General features: G+C 67.7%; 18 protein-coding genes. 4 read left to right on the top strand and 14 right to left on the bottom strand.

Annotated features, from left to right (window positions below):
• Positions 1-63 precede the first annotated feature (63 nt).
• The 3 genes from AC3WLC_RS00760 to leuA form a co-directional block, all read right to left on the bottom strand.
• Entirely contained in the window at positions 64-2,244 is a 2,181-nt protein-coding gene (locus tag AC3WLC_RS00760; protein ID WP_493682040.1) for a TonB-dependent siderophore receptor, read from the bottom strand.
• A gap of 151 nt (positions 2,245-2,395) precedes the next feature.
• Positions 2,396-3,280, bottom strand: coding sequence for a helix-turn-helix transcriptional regulator (locus AC3WLC_RS00755; RefSeq protein ID WP_493682039.1), 885 nt, complete (start codon positions 3,278-3,280; stop codon positions 2,396-2,398).
• 351 nt (positions 3,281-3,631) lie between these two features.
• Positions 3,632-5,299, bottom strand: a complete 1,668-nt coding sequence (gene leuA / locus AC3WLC_RS00750) for a 2-isopropylmalate synthase (protein WP_493683110.1) — start codon at positions 5,297-5,299, stop codon at positions 3,632-3,634.
• 303 nt (positions 5,300-5,602) lie between these two features.
• Here leuA and AC3WLC_RS00745 point away from each other — a divergent pair, with 303 nt between their 5' ends.
• From AC3WLC_RS00745 to AC3WLC_RS00730, 4 genes are all read left to right on the top strand, one after another.
• Entirely contained in the window at positions 5,603-6,544 is a 942-nt protein-coding gene (locus AC3WLC_RS00745) for an ABC transporter permease (RefSeq protein ID WP_493682038.1), read from the top strand.
• On the top strand, positions 6,541-7,419 hold the full coding sequence (locus AC3WLC_RS00740; RefSeq protein WP_493682037.1) for an ABC transporter permease: 879 nt from the start codon (positions 6,541-6,543) through the stop codon (positions 7,417-7,419). The genes AC3WLC_RS00745 and AC3WLC_RS00740 overlap by 4 nt, the downstream gene beginning before the upstream one ends.
• A 4-nt stretch (positions 7,420-7,423) precedes the next feature.
• Positions 7,424-8,194, top strand: coding sequence for a glycerophosphodiester phosphodiesterase (locus tag AC3WLC_RS00735; protein ID WP_493682036.1), 771 nt, complete (start codon positions 7,424-7,426; stop codon positions 8,192-8,194).
• 65 nt (positions 8,195-8,259) lie between these two features.
• On the top strand, positions 8,260-9,822 hold the full coding sequence (locus AC3WLC_RS00730) for an ABC transporter substrate-binding protein (RefSeq protein WP_493682035.1): 1,563 nt from the start codon (positions 8,260-8,262) through the stop codon (positions 9,820-9,822).
• 190 nt (positions 9,823-10,012) lie between these two features.
• Here AC3WLC_RS00730 and AC3WLC_RS00725 read toward each other — a convergent pair whose 3' ends face one another.
• The 11 genes from AC3WLC_RS00725 to AC3WLC_RS00675 form a co-directional block, all read right to left on the bottom strand.
• Positions 10,013-11,479, bottom strand: coding sequence for an alkaline phosphatase family protein (locus tag AC3WLC_RS00725; RefSeq protein WP_493682034.1), 1,467 nt, complete (start codon positions 11,477-11,479; stop codon positions 10,013-10,015).
• Between the two features lie 25 nt (positions 11,480-11,504).
• Entirely contained in the window at positions 11,505-12,494 is a 990-nt protein-coding gene (locus tag AC3WLC_RS00720) for an ABC transporter ATP-binding protein (RefSeq protein WP_493682033.1), read from the bottom strand.
• Positions 12,491-13,516, bottom strand: coding sequence for an ABC transporter ATP-binding protein (locus tag AC3WLC_RS00715; RefSeq protein ID WP_493683109.1), 1,026 nt, complete (start codon positions 13,514-13,516; stop codon positions 12,491-12,493). Before AC3WLC_RS00715 ends, AC3WLC_RS00720 begins: the two co-directional genes overlap by 4 nt.
• Before the next feature lie 306 nt (positions 13,517-13,822).
• On the bottom strand, positions 13,823-14,896 hold the full coding sequence (locus tag AC3WLC_RS00710) for an LLM class flavin-dependent oxidoreductase (RefSeq protein WP_493682032.1): 1,074 nt from the start codon (positions 14,894-14,896) through the stop codon (positions 13,823-13,825).
• A 6-nt stretch (positions 14,897-14,902) separates the two neighbouring features.
• On the bottom strand, positions 14,903-15,823 hold the full coding sequence (locus AC3WLC_RS00705) for an ABC transporter substrate-binding protein (RefSeq protein ID WP_493682031.1): 921 nt from the start codon (positions 15,821-15,823) through the stop codon (positions 14,903-14,905).
• Positions 15,824-15,893: 70 nt separating this feature from the next.
• The gene (locus AC3WLC_RS00700; RefSeq protein WP_493682030.1) at positions 15,894-16,826 is read right to left on the bottom strand and encodes an ABC transporter substrate-binding protein; all 933 of its coding nucleotides are present in this window, start codon (positions 16,824-16,826) and stop codon (positions 15,894-15,896) included.
• A 24-nt stretch (positions 16,827-16,850) separates the two neighbouring features.
• Positions 16,851-18,653, bottom strand: a complete 1,803-nt coding sequence (locus AC3WLC_RS00695) for an amino acid ABC transporter permease/ATP-binding protein (RefSeq protein ID WP_493682029.1) — start codon at positions 18,651-18,653, stop codon at positions 16,851-16,853.
• A 39-nt stretch (positions 18,654-18,692) separates the two neighbouring features.
• Positions 18,693-19,226 carry a GNAT family N-acetyltransferase gene (locus AC3WLC_RS00690; RefSeq protein ID WP_493682028.1) on the bottom strand — a complete coding sequence of 178 codons (534 nt, stop codon included), beginning with the start codon at positions 19,224-19,226 and terminating at the stop codon, positions 18,693-18,695.
• Between the two features lie 50 nt (positions 19,227-19,276).
• Positions 19,277-20,620, bottom strand: a complete 1,344-nt coding sequence (locus AC3WLC_RS00685) for an LLM class flavin-dependent oxidoreductase (RefSeq protein WP_493682027.1) — start codon at positions 20,618-20,620, stop codon at positions 19,277-19,279.
• Positions 20,621-20,637: 17 nt separating this feature from the next.
• Positions 20,638-21,642 (bottom strand): MsnO8 family LLM class oxidoreductase, encoded by a 1,005-nt coding sequence (locus AC3WLC_RS00680; RefSeq protein ID WP_493682026.1) that lies wholly within the window; start codon positions 21,640-21,642, stop codon positions 20,638-20,640.
• A gap of 17 nt (positions 21,643-21,659) precedes the next feature.
• Positions 21,660-22,253 carry a flavin reductase family protein gene (locus AC3WLC_RS00675; protein ID WP_493682025.1) on the bottom strand — a complete coding sequence of 198 codons (594 nt, stop codon included), beginning with the start codon at positions 22,251-22,253 and terminating at the stop codon, positions 21,660-21,662.
• Positions 22,254-22,685: the final 432 nt, after the last annotated feature.

Below are 22,685 nucleotides of genomic sequence, written 5' to 3'. Positions count from 1 at the left end.
GAAGAGCCGGGGCCTCATGCCCCCCGAACGCAAACCGCTCCGGCCGCAACATCCCGCCTGCCCTCACCAGCGATAGGACAGGGTCGCCAGCACGGTGCGGCGCAGGCCGAAGGAGCACTGCACGGTGCCGTAGCAGCCGGCGACATAGTCCTTGTCGAACAGGTTCTGGGCGTTGACCTGGACCTTCCAGCCCTTCATCGCGGCATTGGCAGCGCCGAGATCATAGCTGATCGCGGCATCGACCAGCGCGTAGTCGTCGGTGAAGAAGGTATTGCCGGGGTCGCCGGCGCCCTTGCCGACATAGCGCACACCGGCGCCCAGACCGAGCCCTGAGAACAGGCCGGTCTTGAAGGTGTAGTGCGCCCAGAGCGACGCCATATGACGCGGCACCACCGTCGGCCGCTTGCCGAGATCCGCACCCGTGCTCTTCGTCACCTCGGCATCGGTATAGGTATAGGCCGCGACGAGATCGAGAGTGTCGAACACCGTCGCCCTGGCCTCGACCTCGACTCCGCGCGCCCGGACCTCGCCGGTCTGGATCTGGAAGCCGGGATTGTTGAGGTCCGCCACCTGCACATTGGTCTGCGTCAGTTGGTAGACCGCCGCCTGCAGGAAGGCATTGTAGCCCGGCGGCTGGTATTTGAAGCCGGCCTCATACTGCTCGCCCTCGGTCGGCTTGAACGCGACGCCGTTGAAGGTCGTGCCCGCCACCGGGTCGAACGAGGTCGAATAGCTGGCATAGGGCGCAAAGCCGTTGTCGAAATTGTACATCAGCGCAACGCGGCCGGTATTGGCGGTGTCGTCCTGCTTGGTCAGCGCGCCATTGGTCATGTTGTGGGTGCGGGCCATCGCCCGGTCGAAGCGGCCGCCGACCACCAGCGAGAGCCGGTCGAGCTTGATCTGGTCCTGGATGTAGACGCCGTATTGCTGGGCGACCTGGCCCGTCCCCGGGATCGCCGGCACGGCGAAGGGCGTGCGGCCATAGACCGGGTTGAAGGCATCGAGCGTCTGCACGGTGCCACCGGCGCCCGTATAGGCGGTGCCGTCGCTCCAATAGCCATCGACGCCGAAGAGCACCTTGTGGGTCAGAGCGCCCGTGCGGAAATCGGCCTGGAGCTGGTTGTCGATGCCGAAGGTCTGCGCCTTCTCGTTCGAGGCGGTGACGCGGCGCGTCAGGGTGCGCTGGTCGGCCCCGAGCGAGGCGGCCGCGACCGTGCGGAAGCGCGATTGCAGGTCGCTGTAGCGGACGTTCTGGCGAAAACTGAAGACGTCGTCGAAGCGATGCTCGAAGGCATAGCCGAGCGTCAGGTGGTTGCGGCTGTAGCCTTCATAATTCGGCTCGCCCGGGAAGAAATTGCTGCGGATCTTGCCGTTGCGGTTCGGCAAGGCAGTGCCGACCGAGGGGATGAAGCCGTAGAAGCCGGTCTCCGGATCGCGCTGGAACGAGGTCAGCAGCGTCAGGCTCGTCGCCGCATTGGGCTGGAAGGTGACGGAGGGCGCGATGTAGAGGCGCTCTTCCCTGGTGAAGTCGACCTGCGTGTCGGCGGCGCGGCCGAGTCCGACGATGCGGTAGAGGATCGTCTTGTCGGGGGTCACCGGGCCGCCGATGTCGAAGGCGAGCTGCTTGCGCTCGAAGCTGCCGAACTGGACCTGGACCTCGCCATGCGCGACATCGCGCGGGCGCTTGCTGACCATCTCGATCAGACCACCGGGCTTGAGCTGGCCGAACACCACCGAGGCCGGGCCACGGATCACCTCGACCCGTTCGAGCCCCCAGGGGTCGACGCTCGGCACGAGGAAGTTGACGCCGCGTTGCAGCCTGAGACCATCGAGGAAATTGACGAAGCCGGCGCCGGTGCCGGCGCCACCGAAGCCGCGGATGAAGACGCTGTCATAGCGGCCCATCGACAGGCGCGTCTCGCCGAGCACGCTCGCCGAATAGCGCAGCGCCTGGCTGACGCTCTGAACGCCCTGGTCGTCCATCTGCTGGCGGGGGACCACGGTGATCGATTGCGGCGTCTCGATCAGCGGCGTGTCGGTCTTGGTTGCGCTCTCGCTGCGCCTTGCGACATAGCCGTTGACCGGCCCGCTGGCCCGCTCGCCCTGGACCTCGATCGTCTCCAGGCTGACTGTATCGCCGCTCTGCTGCGCAAATGCGATGCCCGGCCAGGCCGCGATGAGTGCGCCTAAGGCGACGCCAGCCGCCAAGGCGGCGCGATTGCCGGTGATCAGAACCCCAGTCATGCCGATACTCTTGCCCCTTCGCCGTCCTGGCGACCCATTGGCTGGGTTCTTTCAGCAAGCGGGCGGGGCGGGCAACGCCGTCGGCTTTCGATTGCGGCAGTATTTCTTTCGGCGCAGTTTCGAGCCTTTCCAGCTCTGAAACAGGCTCTGCTCATCGCAGCGCGCTCGGCGGCATGCCGAAGCGCTTGCGGAACAGGCTGGAGAAATGCGCCGGGGTGTAGCCGACCCGGAAGGCGGCTTCCGCAATGCTCGCCTCGCCTTCGGCGATTAGCGCATGCGCCTGCTGCAGGCGCTGCTCCTGCAGGTAGCCGAAGACGCTCGCGCCGAACTCGGCGCGGAAAGCCGAGGTCAGCTTGGTCGGGTTGAGGCCGGTGGCGCGGGCGAGCTCTGCGAGGCTCGGCGGCTCCTGCATCGCGGCGACCAGCATGTCCCGGACGGCATGGACCTGCTCGCGCGTCCGGGCCGGCAAGCGCGCTGGGCGCAAAGGCGGCTGGCCGACGATCCGGTCGAGCGCCATGGCGGCGAGCTCCAGCGCCTTGCCGGCGAGGTAGAGCCGCCGCAGCGGCGTCGCCACCGGCGTCTCCGCGATCTGGAGGGCGAGCGCGCAGAGCTCGGCATCGGCCGGGCGCACCCAGATGCCGGCATCCCCGGCCCCCGCCAGCGCGAACAATTGCTGCATTGGGGCGGCGAATTCCCGCTCGACGAAATCGAGGTCGAACTGCATCAGCACGCAGCGGACCATGCCGCCGCTAAGACCCGTGCGCTGCTGGACGTGGTCGCCGACATTGGCGGTGACCAGCAGCGCCGGCCCGCGGACCATGACGGCAGGCTGGTCGTCGATCTCCAGGGATTGCCGCCCATCGAGCATGACCGCGATCTTGAGACCTCGGCGCATCGGCCCGACGATGCGCTCGCCCTCGGGAATCGGAAATGTCCCGGCCGACAGCGACAGCTGCCGCGAGAACAGCGGGAGGCCTATCAAGGATTCGGGATTGGGCGAAGCCTGCATCGATTTCACCGGCGCAGCATAGTTCAATCGCCTCCGGCCTCAAGACTTCGCAGCCAGATTGCAGGTCTTCTAAATTTGAGCGGTCGCGAGGCTATGCTCGACTGAACCTCGCAGCACAGCGCGCCTGCACATCGACAATCCTTGCTTGTGCGTTTTACACCCGGTCACGATAGGCGCCGCGCGACTGCAAAGCGCTTTCCAGCATGAGAGATCCGATCGGACACCTCACCCTGTCCTCTCATTGATCCCCGGCTTGTCCGAGATCAGCATTCGAAGCATCGAAGTCGGGTAAAACCGACTTCGATGCAGGAGAGGGCTCCCCGCGCCTCCAACGTCTCCGACCAGGCGAACCGGACGGCTTGGAATAAGGGCGGACCTTCAGCCCTGCTGGCCGGCCATCACCCGCTGCATCCCGCTCAGCACCGCCTTGAGCGAGGCCATGACGATGTTCGGGTCGATGCCGACACCGTGCACGGCACGGCCCTTCTCGTCCTGGAGCTGGACATAGCAGGCGGCGGTCGCATTGGCGCCGCGCCCGACCGCGTGCTCGTGATAGTCGAGGAAGGAGAACTCGACGCCGTAGGTGGTCTTGAGCGCGTCGACGAAGGCATCGATCGGGCCGTTGCCCACGCCCTCGATCGTGCGGATCGCGCCGTCCTGCTTCAGCTCGGCCGTCAGCGTGCGCGAGCCCTGCGCGCCCGGGAAGGTCTTGTGGGCGAGCAGCTCCAACGGGGCGTCGCTCAAGAGGTAGGTCTTGCTGAACAGCGACCAGAGCGCCGCGCTGGTCAGCTCCTTGCCCTCCTCGTCCATCTGCTCCTGGGCGATCTTGGAGAAGGCGATCTGCAGCGGGCGCGGCAGATCGAGGCCGTGATCGGCCTGCAGGATATAGGCGATGCCGCCCTTGCCCGACTGCGAATTGATCCGGATCACCGCCTCATAGTCGCGGCCGACATCCTTGGGGTCGATCGGCAGGTAGGGTACCTGGAAGAGCGGATCGTTGCGCTTCTCCTGCGCGTCGAAGCCCTTCTTGATCGCGTCCTGATGCGAGCCGGAGAAGGCGGTGTAAACAAGCTCGCCGACATAGGGGTGGCGCTCATGCACCGGCAGCTGCGTGCAGTATTCGGCGATGCTGCGAATCTCGTTGACATCGCGCAGGTCGAGCTCGGGATCGACCCCTTGCGTGAACAGGTTCAGCGCCATGGTGACGATGTCGACATTGCCGGTGCGCTCGCCATTGCCGAACAGCGTGCCCTCGACGCGGTCGGCGCCGGCCATCAGCGCGAGCTCGGCGGCAGCCACTGCCGTGCCGCGGTCGTTGTGCGGGTGGATCGAGAGCAGGACGCTGTCGCGGCCGGAGATGTTGCGGCCGAACCATTCGAACTGGTCGGCATGGACGTTCGGCGTCGCCATCTCGACGGTCGCCGGCAGATTGAGGATCAGCTTCTTCTGCGGCGTCGGCTGGATCACCGCCTTGACCGCCTCGCAGATCTCCAGGGCATAGTCGAGCTCGGTGCCGGTGAAGCTCTCCGGCGAATATTCGAAGGTGAAGTTCGTCTCCGGCGCTTGAGCGGCGAGGGCTTTGATCTGGGCGGCCGCATCGGTCGCGATCTTGATGATTCCGGCACGGTCGGAGCGGAAGACCACGTCGCGCTGCAATGTCGAGGTCGAGTTGTAGAAGTGCAGGATGACGTTCTTCGCCCCCTTCACGGCCTCGAAGGTGCGCTCGATCAGCTCGGAGCGGCACTGCGTCAGCACCTGGATCGCGACATCGTCCGGGATCGCGCCGCTCTCGATGATCGAGCGGACGAAATCGAAATCGGTCTGCGACGCCGCCGGGAAGGCGACCTCGATCTCCTTGAACCCCATCTTCACCAGCAGGTTGAACATGCGGTCCTTGCGATCGACGCCCATTGGCTCGATCAGCGCCTGGTTGCCGTCGCGCAGGTCGACGGAGCACCAGATCGGCGCCTTGGTCAGCACCTGCGACGGCCATTTGCGGTCAGGCAGGTTGACCGGCGCATAGGCGCGGTATTTGGAAATTGGCATCGTGGTCATGGGGTAACCCTTCGAAGGATGCAGCGCCTGGTCTGCTCAGGACCCGGCTATGCCGTCATGCGATGGACAGGCCTTCAAATCCCGGCGCGCTCACAGCGCCGGGCGGATAAGTCGAAGGGTCAGGCCCCGGATGGCGGACCGAAATCGCATGGCCGGACATAACCACCCCGGGAGAGGAAGATCAACCTTGCTGCGCCAGCGAATTCCGCGCCGCGCCGGCTGCCCCTGAACTGTCATTCCTTTGTCGCGTAAGCATCGGCACAAGCTCGGCCTTCGATCAACGAGCCCTCGGCGATGCTGCGTTTCCTGGCCCTTCGCATCCTGCGCGCGCTGCTGACGGTCGCGATCTGCGTCTCGGCAGTGTTCCTGGCGTTGCGCCTTGCCGGCGACCCCGCCGACATCATGCTCTCGATCGACACCCCACCGGATGTGCGTGCTCATTACCGCGAGCTCTGGGGACTCGATCGCCCACTCGCCGAGCAGTATCTGCGCTATCTCGCCAGCGTGGCCCGGGGCGATTTCGGCCTCTCCTTCGCCGACGACCGGCCGGCGTTCGCGGCAGTGATCGACGCGCTGCCGAAGACGGTTCTGCTCGGCGCCTGCGCGCTGCTGCTGGCTCTGCTGATCGGCATGCCGCTCGGCGTGCTGGCGGCGCTGCGCCACAACAGTGCGGTCGACCGCTTCGCCATGGCGGTCGCGGTGCTCGGTTATGCGATCCCGATCTTCTTCTTGGGCATCTTGCTGATCCTGCTCTTTGCGTTGAAGCTGCGCGTCCTGCCCTCGGCGGGATCCGAGACGCTCTGGCACCTGATCCTGCCGGTGGTGACGCTGGCCCTGCCGCTCGCCGGGCGCCTCGCCCGCTTCGCACGCACGGCGACGCTCGAAGTGCTCGGCAAGCCGTTCATCCGCGCCGCCCGCGCTCGCGGCGTGATGCCGCTCTCGGTCATCCTGCGCCATGCCTTGCCCAACGCCGCGGTGCCGCTCCTGATGTTCATCGGCATCGAGATCGGCCACATCCTCGCCGGCAGCGCGGTGGTCGAGACGATCTTCGCCTGGCCCGGCATCGGTCGCCTGCTGGTCGACTCGGTCTCGACGCGTGATCTCGCCGTCGTCCAGGCGGTAATCCTGACGGTCACCGTGGTGATGGTTGCCGCCAACCTGCTGGTCGACATCCTGCACATCCTGATCGATCCGCGCCTGGGCGGCTTCTCGCGCAGCCTGGGCAAGCCGGCATGAGCGCGAGCCTCGACATCGGCGCCGCTTCGGCCGCTCGTCCGCGCGGACGCCGCATGTCGCCGGTGGTGAAGCTCTCTGCCGGCTTCCTGATCCTGATCGTGCTCGTCGCGATCCTCGCCGACTGGCTGGCGCCAATCCACTACACCACCCAGAATCTGCTGGCCCGGCTGAAGCCGCCACTGACCCAGAGCGGCGGCATGACCTACTGGCTCGGCACCGACCAGCTCGGCCGCGATATCCTCAGCCGCATGATCTACGCGGTCCGCACCTCGATCCTGATTGCGGTGATGGGCACGCTGATCGGCGCGGTGTTCGGCACGCTGCTCGGCTTCATCGCGGCACGGATGCGCGGCATCGTCGACCAGGCGATCATGATGCTGGTCGATGCGCAGGCGGCGATCCCGGCGCTGTTCCTGGCGCTGACCATGCTCGCCTTCTTCGGCAACAACATCGTGTTGTTCATCATCCTGGTCAGCATCGACGGCTGGGACCGCTATACGCGGCTGGCGCGGGGCCTCGTCGCCTCCGAGCAGGAGAGCGATTACGTCAACGCGGTCGAGGCGCTGGGTGCCAGCACGCCGCGGGTGATCCTACGCCATCTCCTGCCCAACATCGTCGCCGCCCTCGTGGTGCAGGCGACGCTCAACTTCCCCGGCACGATCCTGCTCGAGACCTCGCTCTCCTTCCTCGGCCTCGGCGTGCAGCCGCCTGGCACCTCGCTCGGCCTGATGCTGGGGGAAGGGCGGCGCTATCTCCTGAACGCCTGGTGGATCGCGGTCTTCCCCGGGCTTGTCATCTTCCTGACGACGCTGTCGATGAGCCTGTTCGGCGACTGGCTGCGCGACCGCTTCGACCCGACCAGCGAGCGGCACTGAGACGATGAGCTTCGCCACCCGCAGCATCACCGGTCCCCTCCCGCTCGCTATTGCCCATCGCGGCGGCGCCCTGCTCGCTGCTGAGAACACTGCCAAGGCCTTCGAGCGGGCCAAAGCTGCCGGCGCCGAGATGGTCGAGACCGATGTGCGGCTGTGCGCCGACGGCGCGCTGGTCTGCCTGCACGATGCTGATCTCCAGCGCATCGCCGGTGATCAGCGCCTCGTCGCGGAGATCGGGCTCGCGGAACTGCGCGCGATCCTGCCCGGCCTCCTGACGCTGGACGAGGCGATCGCCGCCTCTGCGCCGCTGGGCTTACTGCTCGATGTGAAGCTCACCGACCCGGCGGTGCTGCCACGGATTCTCGATGCCGTCGCTGCTGCCGATGCCAGCGAGCGCATGTTGCTCGGCCTGCGCTCGCTCGACCTGATCGCAGCGGCGCGTGCCTTGTCCGGGGAGATCGCGATCCTCGCTCTCGTCTCGGACCCGCAGTCCTGCGGGCAGGCGAAGGCCCTCGGCGCGAGCTGGTTCCGCTTCTGGCAAGGCGAGGCGACGGCCGAACGGATTGCGGCCGCGCGCTGCCTTGGCCTGCGGACCGTGGTCATGGTTGGTCAGCCGCGTTCGGTCGCCGAGCCCGGCTATCCGCCCTTTCCGGTCGGGCGGATCGATGCGGAGGGGATCGACCGCGTTCTCGCGCTCGCTCCCGATGCGGTGATGCTCGACGATCCCCGCCAACTGCTCTCGGCCCGTTCCGTCACGGCCCTGTCGTCCAACTGAGGCATGGCAGCGCGATTGCGTGGCAGGCCGGTTCGGCCTCGCCGCCGACAAATGCGAGATATGCCATGATCACCCTTTCCCGCCGCCGCTTCCTCGAAGGTGCCTCCGCCGCCTCGGCGTTGCTCGCCGCCCCGCAGGCCTTCGCCGCCGGCGAGACGCGCCCGAACTTCACCATCGCGGTCGCCGACCTGCCGGCGACGCTGGAGCCGGCCCGCGAGCTCTCCAATGTCGGCACGCGCGTCACCTATTCGATCTTCGACACGCTGATCCGGCGCGACTTCCTCGGCGCCGCCGATGGCGGCGGCTCCGAGTTGAAGCCGCATCTGGCTACGAAGTGGGAGCGCGTCTCGCCGCAGGAGCTGATCGTCACGCTGCGCCAGGGCGTCAAGTTCCACAATGGCGACGAGCTGACCTCGGAGGACGTCGCCTACACCTTCCGCGACGGTCGCCTCTGGGGCGACAAGGCCCAGATCCCCGGCGGCAAGCCGTATTTCGGCATCCTCGCCAGCGTCGAGCCGATCGACCGCTACACCGTGCGCTTCCGCACCAAGGTCGCCGACGTGCTGCTGGAGCAGCGGCTCGCCTCCTGGTGCGCCTGGATCGTCAACAAGCGCGCCTATGAGGCGATGGGTTTCGAGGCCTATTCGCGCAAGCCGGTGGCGACGGGCCCCTATCGCGTCGTCTCGCATTCGGCTGCCGAAGCCACGGTGCTGGAAGCCTTCGACGACTATTTCATGGGCAAGCCGACCGCGAAGCGCGTCACCTTCCGGCGCGTGCCGGAACTGGCGGCGCGCGTCGCCGGCCTCGTCGCCGGCGACTACGACCTGATCACCAATATCCCGCCCGACCAGATGAGCGTGGTCGGCGCCTACAAAGACATCGATGTCCGCTCTGTCGTGCTCGCGAACGTCCATGTCCTCGCCTATAACGAGCAGGACAAGGTCCTGGCCGACAAGCGGGTGCGGCAGGCGCTGAACTACGCGATCGACCGCCAGAAGCTGGTCGATGCGCTCTGGCAAGGCACGGCGCAGGTGCCGGCGAGCCACAACTTCCCCGAATACGGCCAGATGTTCGTCGAGGGCCGCAAGCTGCCTTACGACCCCGCCAAGGCCAAGGCTCTGCTGCAGCAGGCCGGCTACAAGGGCGAGCCGGTCGTCTACCGCACCATGGCCAACTACTACACCAATGCGCTCGAAGCGGCGCAGATCCTGGTCGAGCAGTGGAAGGCCGTCGGCATCAACGCCTCGCTGCAGGTCGTCGAGAACTCCACGCAGATGCGCGGCGCCGGCGCGCAGATCTTCAACTGGTCGAACTCGACGCGCCTGCCCGACCCGCTCGGCGCGATCTGGGTCGCCTGGGGCCCGGCCGGCGAGCATCAGGTCTCGAAGTTCTGGACCTCGACCGAGGCCTTCAACAAGGCCGGCACGGCGCTGGAGGCGGAGGTCGATCCGGCGAAGCGCAAGGCGCTGTTCACGCAGATGCTCGACATCTGGGAGGACGAGGCGCCGGCGACGATCCTCTACCAGCCGAGCGAGGCCTATGCGATCAAGAAGGCGATCGCCTGGCGGCCGACGACCTTCTATTTCATGGACTTGCGCCCGGACAACCTGTCCTTCGCCCGCAGCTGACGGGGCAGAGCCGCATAGTCTTTCCGGGGCAGGCCGAAGGCCTGAGCCCGGAACCCAGAACCGATGCCGCCTCAGAAAACCGCGTCGATCGCAGCGCCATCATCGTAACCGGCATCGGTTCTGGATTCCGGGCTCGACGCTGATGCGTCGCCCCGGAATAACGATGTCGGTTCTGATGAAGTGCCCAGCCTCAGTGTCCGCCGAGGATGAAGCGGCGGCCGTCCTGCTCGGCGAACTCGACCTGCTGGCTGAAGGCGCCGCGCCCAGTCGAAACACGGCGGATGCGCGCTTCCTCCTGCGCCGGGCGCGAGAGGTCGCGGCCGACCATGCTCGGCGCCTTGGCCAGACCGGACAGGCCGAGCACGGTCGGGCCGATGTCGATGATCCCGGCCGGCTCCTGCGAGACGCTGCCCACCTCGCCATTGCCGGTGCCGACGATCAGCACGGTGTTGAGCTCGTGCGGGTTGATGCCGCCATGCATGCCGCCGCCGAGCGGGACATCGCCGGGCGTCATCGCGCCGAGGCCGGGCAGGCCGTACTGGTCGGCCTCCAGAGACGATTTCAGGATGAACATCAGGTCGGGCTGGCGCCCAGCATGGCCGGCGCCGATCAGGTCGAGCGACAAGGTACCGGCGATGTCGCCTTCCTCGCCGCTGCCGCGCGAGAAGACGTGGCCGATGGTCGGCTGCTCCATCAGCCAGGCGGCGATGCGTTCGAGCTGGCTGCGCTCGCCGTTGCGCAGGCGGATCTCGCCGCTGATGCCGCCGGTCGCCAGGAAGGCGGCGCCGTCGACAGCCTTGGCGTTACTGAGGTCGAAACCGGCCTGGCGCGCCGCGTCGAACAGCGGCTCGACCGCGCCGGTCGAGATCTGGCCGTGGTCGGAGGCGGCGATCACCGCGATGCGCTCGCCGTCGGGCTGGGCCTCGACCCAGTCGAGGATGGCGCCGAACGCACGGTCCGCCTGCTGCAGGCCGGCCTTGGCCTCCGGCGAGCCGAGCCCGCGATAATGGAAGGTGGTGTCGGGCTCGTTGAACCAGATCAGCGCGACATCGGGCTTCAGCACAGGCAGCACATGCTCGACCATCACCCGGCCGCCATAGGCGAGCTCGTCGAGACGCGGCAGCTGGCGCTCCGGCAGCGGGCCGAGCCTGGCGATGGCGTCCTCGACCGCCTCCGGCGTCTGCGTCGCCTCGGTGCCGAGCATCGTGAAGGTCCAGTGCCCGTTGGCGCGGGCGCGCGGATTGATGAAATGCGCCGAGCCGGCCGAGCCGGTGTGGACGACGGCGAGCCTCTTGCCCGCCCGCGCCAGCACGTCGCCGAAGGTATCGACCGCGATCAGCCGGCCACCATGATGCGCTTCCGCCCGGCGCAGCATGCCGATGTCGCTGGTGTCGAAGACGCGTTCGGGGATGGCGTCGGCGAGATAGAAGGCGTTGCCGACGATGCCGTGCACGCCGGGGGGTGCACCGGTGGCGATCGCGCTGGTCGCAACCCGGGTCACCGAGGGGAAAACGCTGCGTGCTTGCCGGAACCAGGTACCGCGCGCCGCCAGCCGCAGGATGTTGGGCGTCAGCTCCGGCGTGACCAGATCGGGCCTCAACCCGTCGAAGACCGCAACGATGACGCGTGTGGCGGTGGAGCGATCGTCTTGGGCCATGTCGGTATCCGGTCGGTCGATGGAATCAGGCGGCTGCCGCTGCGGCGTCCGAAGCCAGCGGTACCAGATGGCAGGCGGCGAGTCGCCCGTCGCCGGTGGGACGCAGAACGGGCGCTTCCTCGCGGCAGCGCGCGACGGCGCGGGGGCAGCGCGGATGGAAAGCGCAGCCCGCCGGCCGGTCGACCGGGTTGGGCGGGTCGCCGCGCAGGATGATGCGCTCGGCCGTGCCGCGCTGGAGCGTCGGCACCGCCGAGACCAGCGCCTCGGTGTAGGGATGGGCCGGTGCGTGGAACAGCGCCTCCGGCGGGCCCTGCTCGACGATCCCGCCGAGATACATCACCGCGACCTCGTCGGCGATCTGCCGGACCACTTTCAGATCGTGGCTGATGAAGAGATAGGCCATGCCGAAGCGAGCCTGCAGGTCCTGCAGCAGGTTGATGACCTGGGCGGCGACGGAGACGTCGAGCGCCGAGATCGGCTCGTCGCAGACCAGCAGCTCCGGGCCGAGGATCAGCGCCCGGGCAAGCACTACGCGCTGGCGCTGCCCGCCGGAGAGCTCATGCGGATAGCGCTCGAACAGATCCGGCCGCAGGCCGACCGCCTCGAACAGCTGGAGCGCCTTCTGCCGCCGCGCCTCGGCGCCGGCTTCGAGGCCATGGATGACGAGCGGCTCGACGATCTGCTCGCCGACGGGCAGGCGCCGGTCAAGCGCCGCGAGCGGGTCCTGATGCACCAGCTGCATTCGCCGGCGCAGGGCCCGCCACTGGCGGTCCCGCGTTGCGCTGACCGCTTCGCCGGCGAAGGCGATCCGCCCGCGCGTCGCCGGCAGCAGGCCGAGCACGAGCCGCGCGGTAGTCGACTTGCCGCAGCCGGATTCCCCGACCAGGCCGAGCGTCTTGCCGGCGCTAAGGGAAAAGCTGACGCCGTCGACGGCATGGAGCAATCGCTTCTGCCCACTCGCCGTCGCGACCGGATAATGGCGGGCGAGATCGTCGACGCGCAGGAGTGGGATCATGCGAAGACTCCAGCGGGAGCCGCCTGATGCGCGGCTGGAGCCAGCGCCGTCTCAGCGAGGCGCAGGCAAGCGGCACGCTGGTCCTGTGCCGCCAGCACGAGGGCGGGCGTTTGAGTCCGGCACTCATCGATCGCTAGGGAGCAGCGTGGCGCAAAGGCGCAGCCCGGCGGCATCCGGTCGGGGGCCGGGACGGTGCCGGCGATTGGCGTCAGCCGTTGGCGAGGGCCGCCGAGCGTCGGGAGAGCCGCTAGCAAACCGCGCGTATAGGGATGGCGTGGCCGGCCGAGCAGGTCCTGCGTCGCCGCGGTCTCGACGACGCGGCCGGCATACATTACCGCGACGCGGTCGCAGAGATCGGCGACGACGCCGATATCGTGCGAGATCAGCACCAGCCCCATGCCGCTCTCGCGGCGGATGTCGCGGATCAAATCGAGGATCTGCGCCTGGATCGTCGCGTCGAGTGCGGTGGTCGGTTCGTCGGCGATCAAGACCTCGGGCTCGCCGGCCAGCGCCAGCGCGATCATCACGCGCTGGTTCATCCCCCCGGAGAACTCGTGTGGATATTGCCGCAGCCGCCGCGGCGCATCGGCGATGCCGACGCGATCGAGCAGGCGCAGCGCCTCGCGCTGGGCGGCGTCGCCGCGCAACCCGCGATGCAGGCGCAGGACTTCCATCAGCTGAGTGCCGATGCGCTGGACCGGATTGAGCGAGCTGGTCGGGTCCTGGAAGATCAGCCCGATCCGCCCGCCGCGTACCCTTGCGAGCGCGCGCTCCGGCAGGCGGGTGATGTCCTCGCCGCCGAGCCGAATCGCGCCGGAGATCACGACGCCGCGGCCGAGCAGGCGCAGCGCCGCGAGCCAGGTCACGCTCTTGCCGCAGCCGGATTCTCCGACGATACCGAGCGCTTCGCCGGGCGCGAGCGAGAGGTCGATGCCGCGCACCACGGGAACGGGGCCGCGGGCTCCCGGGAAAGCGACGGAAAAGCTATCCAGCGCCAACAGCGGCGTGGCGGGCGCCTGCATGCCGGGCAGCAGCGCGGCCACCCCGGAGCGATCGCTTGTGATGGGAAGCGTCATCGCAGCGGGATAGACGCGCTTCGATGACCGTGATGTGACGCGGCGGGAATGAAAACCGATCGGCTTGTGCGTCTGTCCGGCTCATTTGGTCGGAGGCGATGGAGAGCGTGGCCCCTCTCCTGCATCGAAGTCGGGTCTACCCGACTTCGACACTTTGAATGCTGATCTCGGGCACGCCCGGGATCAGTGAGAGGGCTGGGTGAGGTGTATTCGGCCTGACCAGTTCTGTGAGAGCCGGCCGCGCGGTCAGGTTCAGGCCAACGTTTCCAATCCGAACACCCCACCCCTGCCCCTCTCCTTCCAGGAGAGGGGTTCCTTGCGCCAGCCGAGCGCCGGCGCGATCAGCGTGGCGAAGTCGGCGATGATCTGCCGATAGTCCGCGATCGAGAAATTGTACGGCAGCTCCAGCCGCAGCGTATCGACCAGCGGCAGGACCGGGTCGGCGTGGAGCCGCTCGACGATCTCGGCCGCCGTGCCGACGAGATCGGGAGTGAACAGCGTCCGGCGCTCGCCCTGCGGCGCCAAGGTCCGCTCATGCCGGCTTACGGCATAGTCGCGATAGCGCTGGCGCGTCGCGGCGTCGGCACTGTCGAGCGGCACGATCACGCGCCCGACCGCGACCTTCGACTCGCCCTCGCCATGCCAATGGGCGCGAAACGTCTCGATATGGCGGCGCTGGGCGACGAAGAAATCATCAGTGTCCTCGCCGGTGTTGAGATTGCCGACGAGTAGGTGGAAGCCGGTCTCGGCAGCCCAGCGGGCCGAACGCAGCGAGCCACCGCCATACCAGAGCCGCTGCCTCAGCCCAGGCGCATGCGGCCGCAGGCGCGGACGATGCTCGCCGGCGGCGGAGCTGATGCGGGCATCGGCCTCGCCGAGCCAATCGCCGTCGAGATTGGCGGCGAGCCTGGCGACGCGGGCATGCGAGAAATCGTAAATCCCCGGGTCGGCGTCGAAGAAGCGCTCGCCCAGCAACTTGCCGAAGGGCGGCGGACCGGCGCTCAGGCCGACATTGAGGCGCCCGCCCGAGAGCACGTCGACCAGCGACAGGTCCTCGGCCAGACGGAACGGATTCTCGTAGCCGATCTGGATCACGGCGGTGCCAAGCCCGATCCGGCTGGTGCGCTGGGATGCCGCGGCGAGAAAAGTCGCGGCCGAGGAGACGCCGGGTTCGAGATGGCGCTGGCGCACCCAGACGCTGTCGAAGCCGAGCGCCTCGCCATGCTCGAAGAGCGCAAGCGTCTCCTCCAGCCCGGCGCGGGGATCGGCGTCGTCGTAATTGCCTGGAGTCAGGAAGGCGATGCGCCGGATGGCGAGCTTGGACATGGGGCCTCAGTATTTCGGCAGACCGGGCGGGTTGGTCTCGGAGCGGTCGAGCGCCTCCTCCTCCAGGCTCCAGCGCGCCAGCGATGCCCGGAACGTGCCGTTGGCGATCAAACCGTTGGTCGCGACGGTCAGCGCATCGACGAGGCCGCTGCCCTTGCGCGTGGTGATCGCGACGTCCGATTTCAGCGGCCAGCCGGCGCTGAGCGTGCCGACGCGCCTGATGTCCTTGTCGCGCGCCGCGATGAAGACGAGCTGGGCATGCGGCTGGACGATGACGTCGACGCGGCCCGAACGCAGCGCGACCAGCCGTCCGGCCTCGTCATCGAAGAGCTGCAGCTCGATCGGCTTCAAGCCAGCGGCGACATTCTGCTTGCTCCATTCAACCAGGATGCGCTCCTGATTGGTGCCGCCGCCGACGCTGATCTTGAGGCCGGCCGCATCCTTCGGCTCGCTGATCCCGGTGACTTTGCTGTCGGCCTTGACGAAGAAGCCGTGCAGCCCCTTGCGATAGGTCGAGAAGTCGAACTTCTCCTTGCGCTGCTCGGTGACGCCGACATTCGAGATGACCGCATCATACTTTCCGGAAGCCAGCCCGAGCGGCCAGTCGGCCCATGCGATCGGCTGCAGATCGAGCTTGAGACCGAGGCTGTCAGCGATCAATTGGGCGAAATCGGCATCGGCGCCGACCACGGTCCTGGCATCGGTGGCATAGGTCGCAAGCGGCGGCCCACCGGGGCTGACCGCGACTGTGAAAACGCCGGGCTCGACGAATTTGAAGCCCTTCGGCAGGGCGGCGATCGCCTCCGGCTGCTTCTCGGCGCGGACCCTCCCCGGCTGCTCTGGCCCGAGATCGAACGGCGCCTGGGCCAAAGCCCGATCCTGCGTTTGGCCAAAGATGGCCCAGCCGCCAAGGAGAAGCGCCAACATGGCACGCGCTCGCAACATCATTGTCTTCCGTCTTCTCTGATGGACTAGGCCGCGACGACGCCCGCCGCCTTCACTTCGCCGGCAGGCCGGGCGGGTTGGTACGCGACTGCTCGATCGCCTCGGCCGCGAGGTTCCAGCGCCCGAGCGCCTTGGCGTAGTTGCCGTTGCCGATCTGGGTGTTGACGGCGTGGGTGATCGCCTCGGCGAGGCCGGCGCCCTTGCGCGTCGTCACGGCGATCTCGGCCAGCAACGGCCAGCCGCCGGAGAAATTGCCGGCGAGACGAGTCTTGTTCTCCTGCGCCGCCTTGAAGCTGAGCAACGCGTTCGGGCCGAGATAGGCGTCGGCGCGGCCGGTCTCCAGCGCGAGATAGAGCACGACATCGTCGTCGTAATACTGGACCTCGGCCGGCTTCAGCCCGTCCTTCACGTTTTGCTCGTTCCAGCGCAGCAGGATCTGCTCCTGATTTGTGCCGGAGCCGACGATGACCTTGAGCCCGGCGACGTCGCGCGGCTCGCGGATCTGGATCTCGTTGTCTTTCTTCACATAGAAGCCGAGCAGGTCCTTGCGGTAGGTCGAGAAGTCGAACTTCTCCTTGCGCTGCTCGGTGACGGTGATGTTCGAGATCGCCGCATCGTATTTCCCGGAGGCGACGCCGAGCGGCCAGTCGGCCCAGGAGACCGGGACGATCTCGAGCTTGCGGCCGAGCGCATCGGCGACGAGCTGGGCGATGTCGGGCTCGGAGCCGACGATGCTCTTGGTGTCGCTCGCATAACCAGCGAAGGGCAACCGGCCGGTAGCGTTGGCGACAGTGAAGACGCCCTCCTTCACGAACTTGGCGTCCTTGCCGATCAGCTTGATCGCGGCGTCGTCGCGCTGCGCCCGCGGCCGGCCGGGCTGCTCGGGCGAAAGATCGATCGCCTGCTGGGCGAGGCCGAGCGAGGGGAGAAGCGCGCCGGCGGAAGCCGCACCGAGCAGAGCGAGCGTGTTGCGTCTGGTGATCATGGGTTGCTCCCAGGGAAATGGTGGTCAGAGGACCTTGGCGAGGAATTCGCGGGTGCGGGGATGGTCGGGTTCGGCCAGGACTCGCGCGGGCGGCCCGACTTCGAGGATGCGGCCGGCCTCCATGAAGACGACCTCGTCGGCGACCTCGCGGGCAAAGCCGATCTCATGGGTGACGATGACCAGCGTCGTGCCGGAGCGGGCGAGCTCCTTGATGACGTCGAGCACCTCGTTGACGAGCTCGGGATCGAGCGCCGAGGTCGGCTCGTCGAAGAGCAGGACCTTGGGCTTCAAAGCGAGCGCCCTTGCGATGGCGACGCGCTGCTGCTGGCCGCCGGAGAGCTGGCGCGGATAGGCATCGGCCTTGTCGGCGAGGCCGACGCGGGCCAGCAGCTCGCGCGCCTCGACCAAGGCCTGCTCGCGGCTGACGCCACGCACCGAAAGCGGCGCCTCGATGACGTTCTCGATCGCGGTGAGATGCGGGAACAGGTTGAAGCTCTGGAAGACCATGCCGACATCGACGCGGCGCTTCAGGATCTCGCGTTCCTTGAGTTCGTAGAGCGTATCGCCGTCCTGGCGGTAGCCGATCAGCTCGCCGTCGATGGCGATGAAGCCCTCGTCGACGCGCTCGAGATGGTTGATCGAGCGCAGCAAGGTCGACTTGCCGGAGCCGGACTGGCCAATGATCGCAGTGACGCTGCCGGGCCGCAGCGCCAGGCTGACATCGTCGAGCACCTTGAGCGGGCCAAAACTCTTCGAGACGTTGCTGATGCGGATCTCGCCGCCGGCACGAGGCGACAGGCTCGCCAGCGAAGGAGCGACCACGGCGGACGAACCCGTCTGTGCCAGCGCGACCTCGGTACGGCGCGCCGCGGCGGCGTCACGCGAGCGGCCGAAGCGGGCTAGTGCCAGGCCGATCAGCGAGGGCGGCGGATTGCGCAGCGCTCCCCGCGAGTAATAGCGCTCGATATGGTGCTGGACGAAGGAGAGAACGCTGAGGATGACGAGGTACCAGACCGTCGCCACCATCAGCAGCGGGATCACCTCGAGATTGCGCCGGTAGATGATCTGGATGGTGTAGAACAGCTCCGGCAGCGCCAGGATGTAGACCTGAGAGGTGCCCTTCGCCAGCAGGATGATCTCATTGAAGCCGTTGGGCAGGATGGTGCGCATCGCCTGCGGCAGCACGATCCGCGAGAACTGGCGTCGTCGCGGCAGGCCGAGCGCGGCCGCCGCCTCGTGCTGGCCCTGGTCGACCGAGAGGATGCCGCCACGCACGATCTCCGAGGAGAAGGCGCCGGCATGCAGGGTGAGGCCGAGCACCGCCGCGAAGAACGGCGTGATCAGCTGCGTCGTCGACCAGCTCGCGAAGGTGATCTCGGTGAAGGGAATGCCGAGCCAGACCGTCGAGTAGAGATAGCCGAGATTGTTGAGGATCAGCAGCAGCACGATCAGTGGGATCGAGCGGAACAGCCAGACATAGGCCCAGGACAGCGAGGCCAGCAGCGGCGAGCCCGAGACGCGCGCCAGGGCAAGGCCGGTGCCCAGCAAGAAGCCCAGCACCGTGCCGAACAGGGTCAGCAGCAGGGTCCGCGCCAGGCCCGCCAGCACCGGTTCGGAGAAGAACCATTCGGCGAAGACGTCCCAGCCCCAGCGCGGATTGGAGAGAACCGAATTCGCGACCGCGAAGATCACCACGACCGCGAAGGCGGTGCCGATCGTGCGGGCCGGATAGCGCGCCGGCACGATGCGGTAGCGGCTGAAATCGCGGGTCGGCGGGGTACTATGGGCGCGCGTCGGCAGGCCCGCGAAATCGCTGGCGAGGCTCATGGCTGGTCTCGTTTTCTGTTGGTGCGACGGGCGGCGCGATCAGGCGGCGCTGACAGGCAACTGCTCTGCGGGCGGCCGTAGCTTGTAGGTCGCGACGGCGAGGTCCTTCTCGAAGGCGAGCTTCTTGTAAACCTCGGGATCGACGGCGGGATCGAACAGGGGCGTGTAGCCGGTGCTGAGGTAGAGGTCCCTCGCCTCGGGTTGGCGGAAGCCGGTCGTCAGGAAGACCCTGCCATAGCCCTGCCGAACGGCCTGCGCCTCCAGCTCCTCGACGACGCGCCGGGCCAGCCCTTGGCGGCGGAAGGCGCTGTCGGTCCACATCCGCTTCAGCTCGGCGGTCTGTGCGTCATAGCGCTTGAAGGCGCCGCCGGCGATGGCGCGACCATCACGCAAGAGCAGGACGAAATTGCCCTCCGGCGGTGCGAACAGCGAAGCGGGATAGCGGCCCATCTCGGCGCCGGGCGGTTCGCCGAAATAGCTGCCATAGCGGGTGGCGTACTCCCAGGTCAGCTGCTCGACCAAGGGCTGGGCGAGCGGATCGAGCGGGGTGGTGTAGAAGAACTCATCGGCCATGGGACAGCCTCTCGGATCGCTGGGTTCTGAAAACGGGTTCTGCGTGGCTTTCAGCCGGCCTTGCGCGGCGCGGATGTGGGAGCTGGGCGTGCATAGCGGCTCTCGCGGCGCGGCAGGCCGAGATGGTCACGCAGGGTCGAACCCGGCAGGTTGCGGTCGTAGACGCCACGCGCCTCCAGCTCCGGGATGACCAGCTCGACGAAATCGTCGAGGCCCTGGCCGATCACCGGGAAGCCCAGGATGAAGCCGTCGGCCGCCTGCTTCTCGACGCGCTCGATCAGGATATCGGCGATTTCCTTGGTGGAGCCGATCAGGTCGGCGCGTGGGGTCGCCGCCTCCAGCGCCGCCTCGCGCAGGGTCTGGCGCTTCAGTGCGGCGGTGCGCTTGATCCGATCGGTGGTCGAGCGGAAGCTGTTCTTGCCGATATCGCCGAGCTCCGGGAAGGGCGCATCGAGCGGATAGGCGCTGAAATCGTGATGGTCGAAATAGCGGCCGAGATAGGCGAGCGCCTCGTCGATCGAGACGAGATCGCGGATCGCCTGGTACTTGTCCTCGGCCTCCTTGCGGGTGCGCCCGACGATCGGCCCAGCGCTCGGGAAGATCTTGACGTCGTCGGCGAGCCGCCCCTGCGCGATCGCACTGGTCTTGATGCTGCGGTAGAAGGCCTGGCCCTCCTCCAGCGAGACGTGGTTGGCGAAGACCGCATCGGCATGGCGGCCGGCGAGGCCGATGCCGGCATCGGAAGCCCCGGCCTGGAACAGCACCGGCTGGCCCTGCGGCGAGCGCTGGATGTTGAGCGGACCCTCGACCTGGAAGAAGCGGCCCTTGTAGCCGAGCGTGTGCAGCTTCTCGCGATCGAAGAAGCGGCCGGCCTCGCGGTCGCGGACGAAGGCGTCGTCGTCCCAGGAATCCCAGAGGCCCTTGGCGATGTCGAGATATTCATGCGCGATCTCGTAGCGCAGCGAGTGCTCGGGATGCGGACGGCCATAGTTGCGGCCCGAGCCTTCCAGCGGCGAGGTCACCGCATTCCAGCCCGCCCGCCCGCCCGAGATCAGGTCGAGCGAGGCGAATTGGCGGGCGATGGTGAAGGGGTCGCTGTAGGAGGTCGAGACCGTGCCGACGAGGCCGAGCTTCTTCGTCGCCGTCGCCAGCGCCGAGAGGATGGTCAGCGGCTCGAAGCGGTTGAGGAAATGCGGGATCGACTTCTCGTTGATGTAGAGCCCATCGGCGACGAAGGCGAAGGCGATGCCGTTCTCCTCGGCCTTGCGGGCGTTGCGGATGAAGAAGTCGAGATTGACGCTGGCATCGGCCGGGTTGCTGGGATGGCGCCAGGCATTCATGTGGCTACCGGGGCCCTGCAGCATCAGGCCGAAGGTGAGACGGGTCTTGCTCATCAAAGTCTCCTGTCGGCTCAGGCGGCGAGCGCCGGCGCGTCGCCGGCGAGCAGCGTGATCGAGGCGAGGCGCTGGGCCGTCGCGGCGGCGGGTGTGTCGATGACGAACTCGGCGATACCGAAGCGGGCCGAGAGTCCGTCGAGCTCGCGCCGGACGTCGGCGGCGGTGCCGGCGAGGATGCTCGGGCGGCGAATTTCGGTGGTATAGGACGCCGCTCCGGCCTGGCGGGCGAACTCGGCCGCCTGCTCCTCGCTGCCGAGATTGACGCTCTGGCCGGTGTCGAGCGTCAGCCTGACGACGCGCAGCGGTTCGGTCAGCGCCCGCGCCTCCTCGGCCGTCGCGGCGGCGAGGGCGGCGAGGCCGAACAACGGCGAATGCTTCGCGCTGGCCTTGGCATAGGCATCGAGGCTGGCCTCGATCGCCTTGGGATCACCATTCAGTTGGCCGGCAAAGACGAAGCGCCAGCCGCGCTCGGCCGCGAGCCTTGCGCTATCCGGACTGGCGCCGAGCAGGAAACGCTCCACTGGCGCAGGCGGCTTCGGCAGGGCCTGCGCGCCGGCGAGCGGATCATCTGCAGCGAGTGGGCTCGAGAGGAAGTTGTCGAGCTCCGCCAGCAGCACCTCGAAGGAGCGGGCGCGCTCCGGATCATGCTGGACACGCAGCGCCCGGGTCGAGAGCGGCAGGCCGCCGGGAGCCTTGCCGATGCCGAGATCGATCCGGTCGGGCGCCAGCGCGGCGAGCAGATTGAAGGTCTCGGCAACCTTGTAGGGGCTGTAATGCTGCAGCAGCACGCCGCCGGAGCCGACGCGGATGCAGCGCGTGCGAGCGATCAGATGCGCCACCAGGATTTCAGGCGCCGAGCTGGCGAGGCCGGGAAAACCGTGATGCTCGGCGAGCCAGAAGCGGCGATAGCCCAGCCGCTCGGCGGCCTGCGCCAATGCGATCGTGCGCTGCAGGGCATCGACCGCGCTCTCGCCGTCGAGGATCGGGCTCTTGTCGAGCAGGCTGAGGGAATAGGCCATGAGGTTCCTCGCCAGGGTCAGATGCCGCGCAGGCCGCAGGCGGTGCGCGCCTCCTCGGCCATCCAGCCGAGGCGTTCGTAATCGCCGCGCCAGTAGACCAGCGCGGCGTCGTCGCCGCCGAGCCGGACCTCGCGCACCCGGCCGATGACGATGGCGTGCGAATGGCGCTCGATCAGCTCCTCGACCTCGCAATCGAGCGCGGCCAGTGCGCCCTCAAGCAAAGGCGCGCCGGTAACGCCTTCGCTCCAGCTCGCGCCGGCATAGCGCGCCTCGCCCTTCTCGCCGCCACGGCCGGCGAAGCGGTCGGCGATCTGCTTCTGCGTGGCGTTGAGGAAGTTGACGCCGAAGCTGCGATGGCGGGCGAGCACCGGAAAGCTCGACGAGCCCAGATTGAGCCCGAACATCACCGTCGGCGGCTCGGCCGAGAGCGAGGACAGCGAGGTGACGGTGAGGCCGGTACGATCGGCTCCCTGCCCGGTCGTGATCACGCTGACGCCACCGGCGAGATGGCGCAACGCCACCCGGAAATTCGGCGCCTCGGCTTGCGCCGACGTAGCGCGGCCGAACGAGCGGGATGCGGATGCTGGAGTGACGAGCGAGACAACGGTCATGAAGGCCTCGGCTGGCGAGAGGTCGCAGCGAGGCGCGCGTCGTCAGGGGACGACGCTTCGGACCGGACAGGCCGGCGCGCTGACACTGCTAGGGAATGACAGATCCTGCGGTCAGGCCGCGGGACGACGGATCAGGAACATCGCAGCAGGCTGCCGGATCGCTCAGGATCGAAAGTATTGCCCGATTTCATCCACGTGTCTCCGTGCTCGGAGCCCACGATTTCATCGTGGTGCTTTTAGCATTGTTGACGCGGTGCAAGCTACTCCAGCAAATCCCGCGATCGGGCGCAGCCATCGGCGCTCGATACTGGCATTCTTCCTGCGAAAACTGGCAGGGTCAATGAAATGTCTTTTCAAAGATGCGGCCGGCCGGAGGCGGAAGCGCCTGCGACGGACGACCGGGATGGGAGAATTCCGTTCCGCCAGCCAACC

The organism is Allobosea sp. GW821-FHT03A12, from assembly GCF_058986765.1.
Note: the sequence above shows the minus strand (reverse complement) of the source record. Positions and strands in the feature narration are given on the sequence as shown.

Excerpts from the sequence above, each read along its gene's own strand:
- AC3WLC_RS00740 (WP_493682037.1), top strand. The coding sequence starts at position 6,541 with ATGAGCGCGAGCCTCGACATCGGCGCCGCTTCGGCCGCTCGTCCGCGC.
- AC3WLC_RS00675 (WP_493682025.1), bottom strand. The coding sequence starts at position 22,253 with ATGACCGTTGTCTCGCTCGTCACTCCAGCATCCGCATCCCGCTCGTTC.
- AC3WLC_RS00735 (WP_493682036.1), top strand. The coding sequence starts at position 7,424 with ATGAGCTTCGCCACCCGCAGCATCACCGGTCCCCTCCCGCTCGCTATT.
- AC3WLC_RS00695 (WP_493682029.1), bottom strand. The coding sequence starts at position 18,653 with ATGAGCCTCGCCAGCGATTTCGCGGGCCTGCCGACGCGCGCCCATAGT.
- AC3WLC_RS00710 (WP_493682032.1), bottom strand. The coding sequence starts at position 14,896 with ATGTCCAAGCTCGCCATCCGGCGCATCGCCTTCCTGACTCCAGGCAAT.
- AC3WLC_RS00760 (WP_493682040.1), bottom strand. The coding sequence starts at position 2,244 with ATGACTGGGGTTCTGATCACCGGCAATCGCGCCGCCTTGGCGGCTGGC.
- AC3WLC_RS00690 (WP_493682028.1), bottom strand. The coding sequence starts at position 19,226 with ATGGCCGATGAGTTCTTCTACACCACCCCGCTCGATCCGCTCGCCCAG.
- AC3WLC_RS00715 (WP_493683109.1), bottom strand. The coding sequence starts at position 13,516 with ATGCAGGCGCCCGCCACGCCGCTGTTGGCGCTGGATAGCTTTTCCGTC.
- AC3WLC_RS00745 (WP_493682038.1), top strand. The coding sequence starts at position 5,603 with ATGCTGCGTTTCCTGGCCCTTCGCATCCTGCGCGCGCTGCTGACGGTC.
- AC3WLC_RS00720 (WP_493682033.1), bottom strand. The coding sequence starts at position 12,494 with ATGATCCCACTCCTGCGCGTCGACGATCTCGCCCGCCATTATCCGGTC.
- AC3WLC_RS00730 (WP_493682035.1), top strand. The coding sequence starts at position 8,260 with ATGATCACCCTTTCCCGCCGCCGCTTCCTCGAAGGTGCCTCCGCCGCC.
- AC3WLC_RS00685 (WP_493682027.1), bottom strand. The coding sequence starts at position 20,620 with ATGAGCAAGACCCGTCTCACCTTCGGCCTGATGCTGCAGGGCCCCGGT.
- AC3WLC_RS00680 (WP_493682026.1), bottom strand. The coding sequence starts at position 21,642 with ATGGCCTATTCCCTCAGCCTGCTCGACAAGAGCCCGATCCTCGACGGC.
- AC3WLC_RS00725 (WP_493682034.1), bottom strand. The coding sequence starts at position 11,479 with ATGGCCCAAGACGATCGCTCCACCGCCACACGCGTCATCGTTGCGGTC.
- leuA (WP_493683110.1), bottom strand. The coding sequence starts at position 5,299 with ATGCCAATTTCCAAATACCGCGCCTATGCGCCGGTCAACCTGCCTGAC.
- AC3WLC_RS00705 (WP_493682031.1), bottom strand. The coding sequence starts at position 15,823 with ATGTTGGCGCTTCTCCTTGGCGGCTGGGCCATCTTTGGCCAAACGCAG.
- AC3WLC_RS00700 (WP_493682030.1), bottom strand. The coding sequence starts at position 16,826 with ATGATCACCAGACGCAACACGCTCGCTCTGCTCGGTGCGGCTTCCGCC.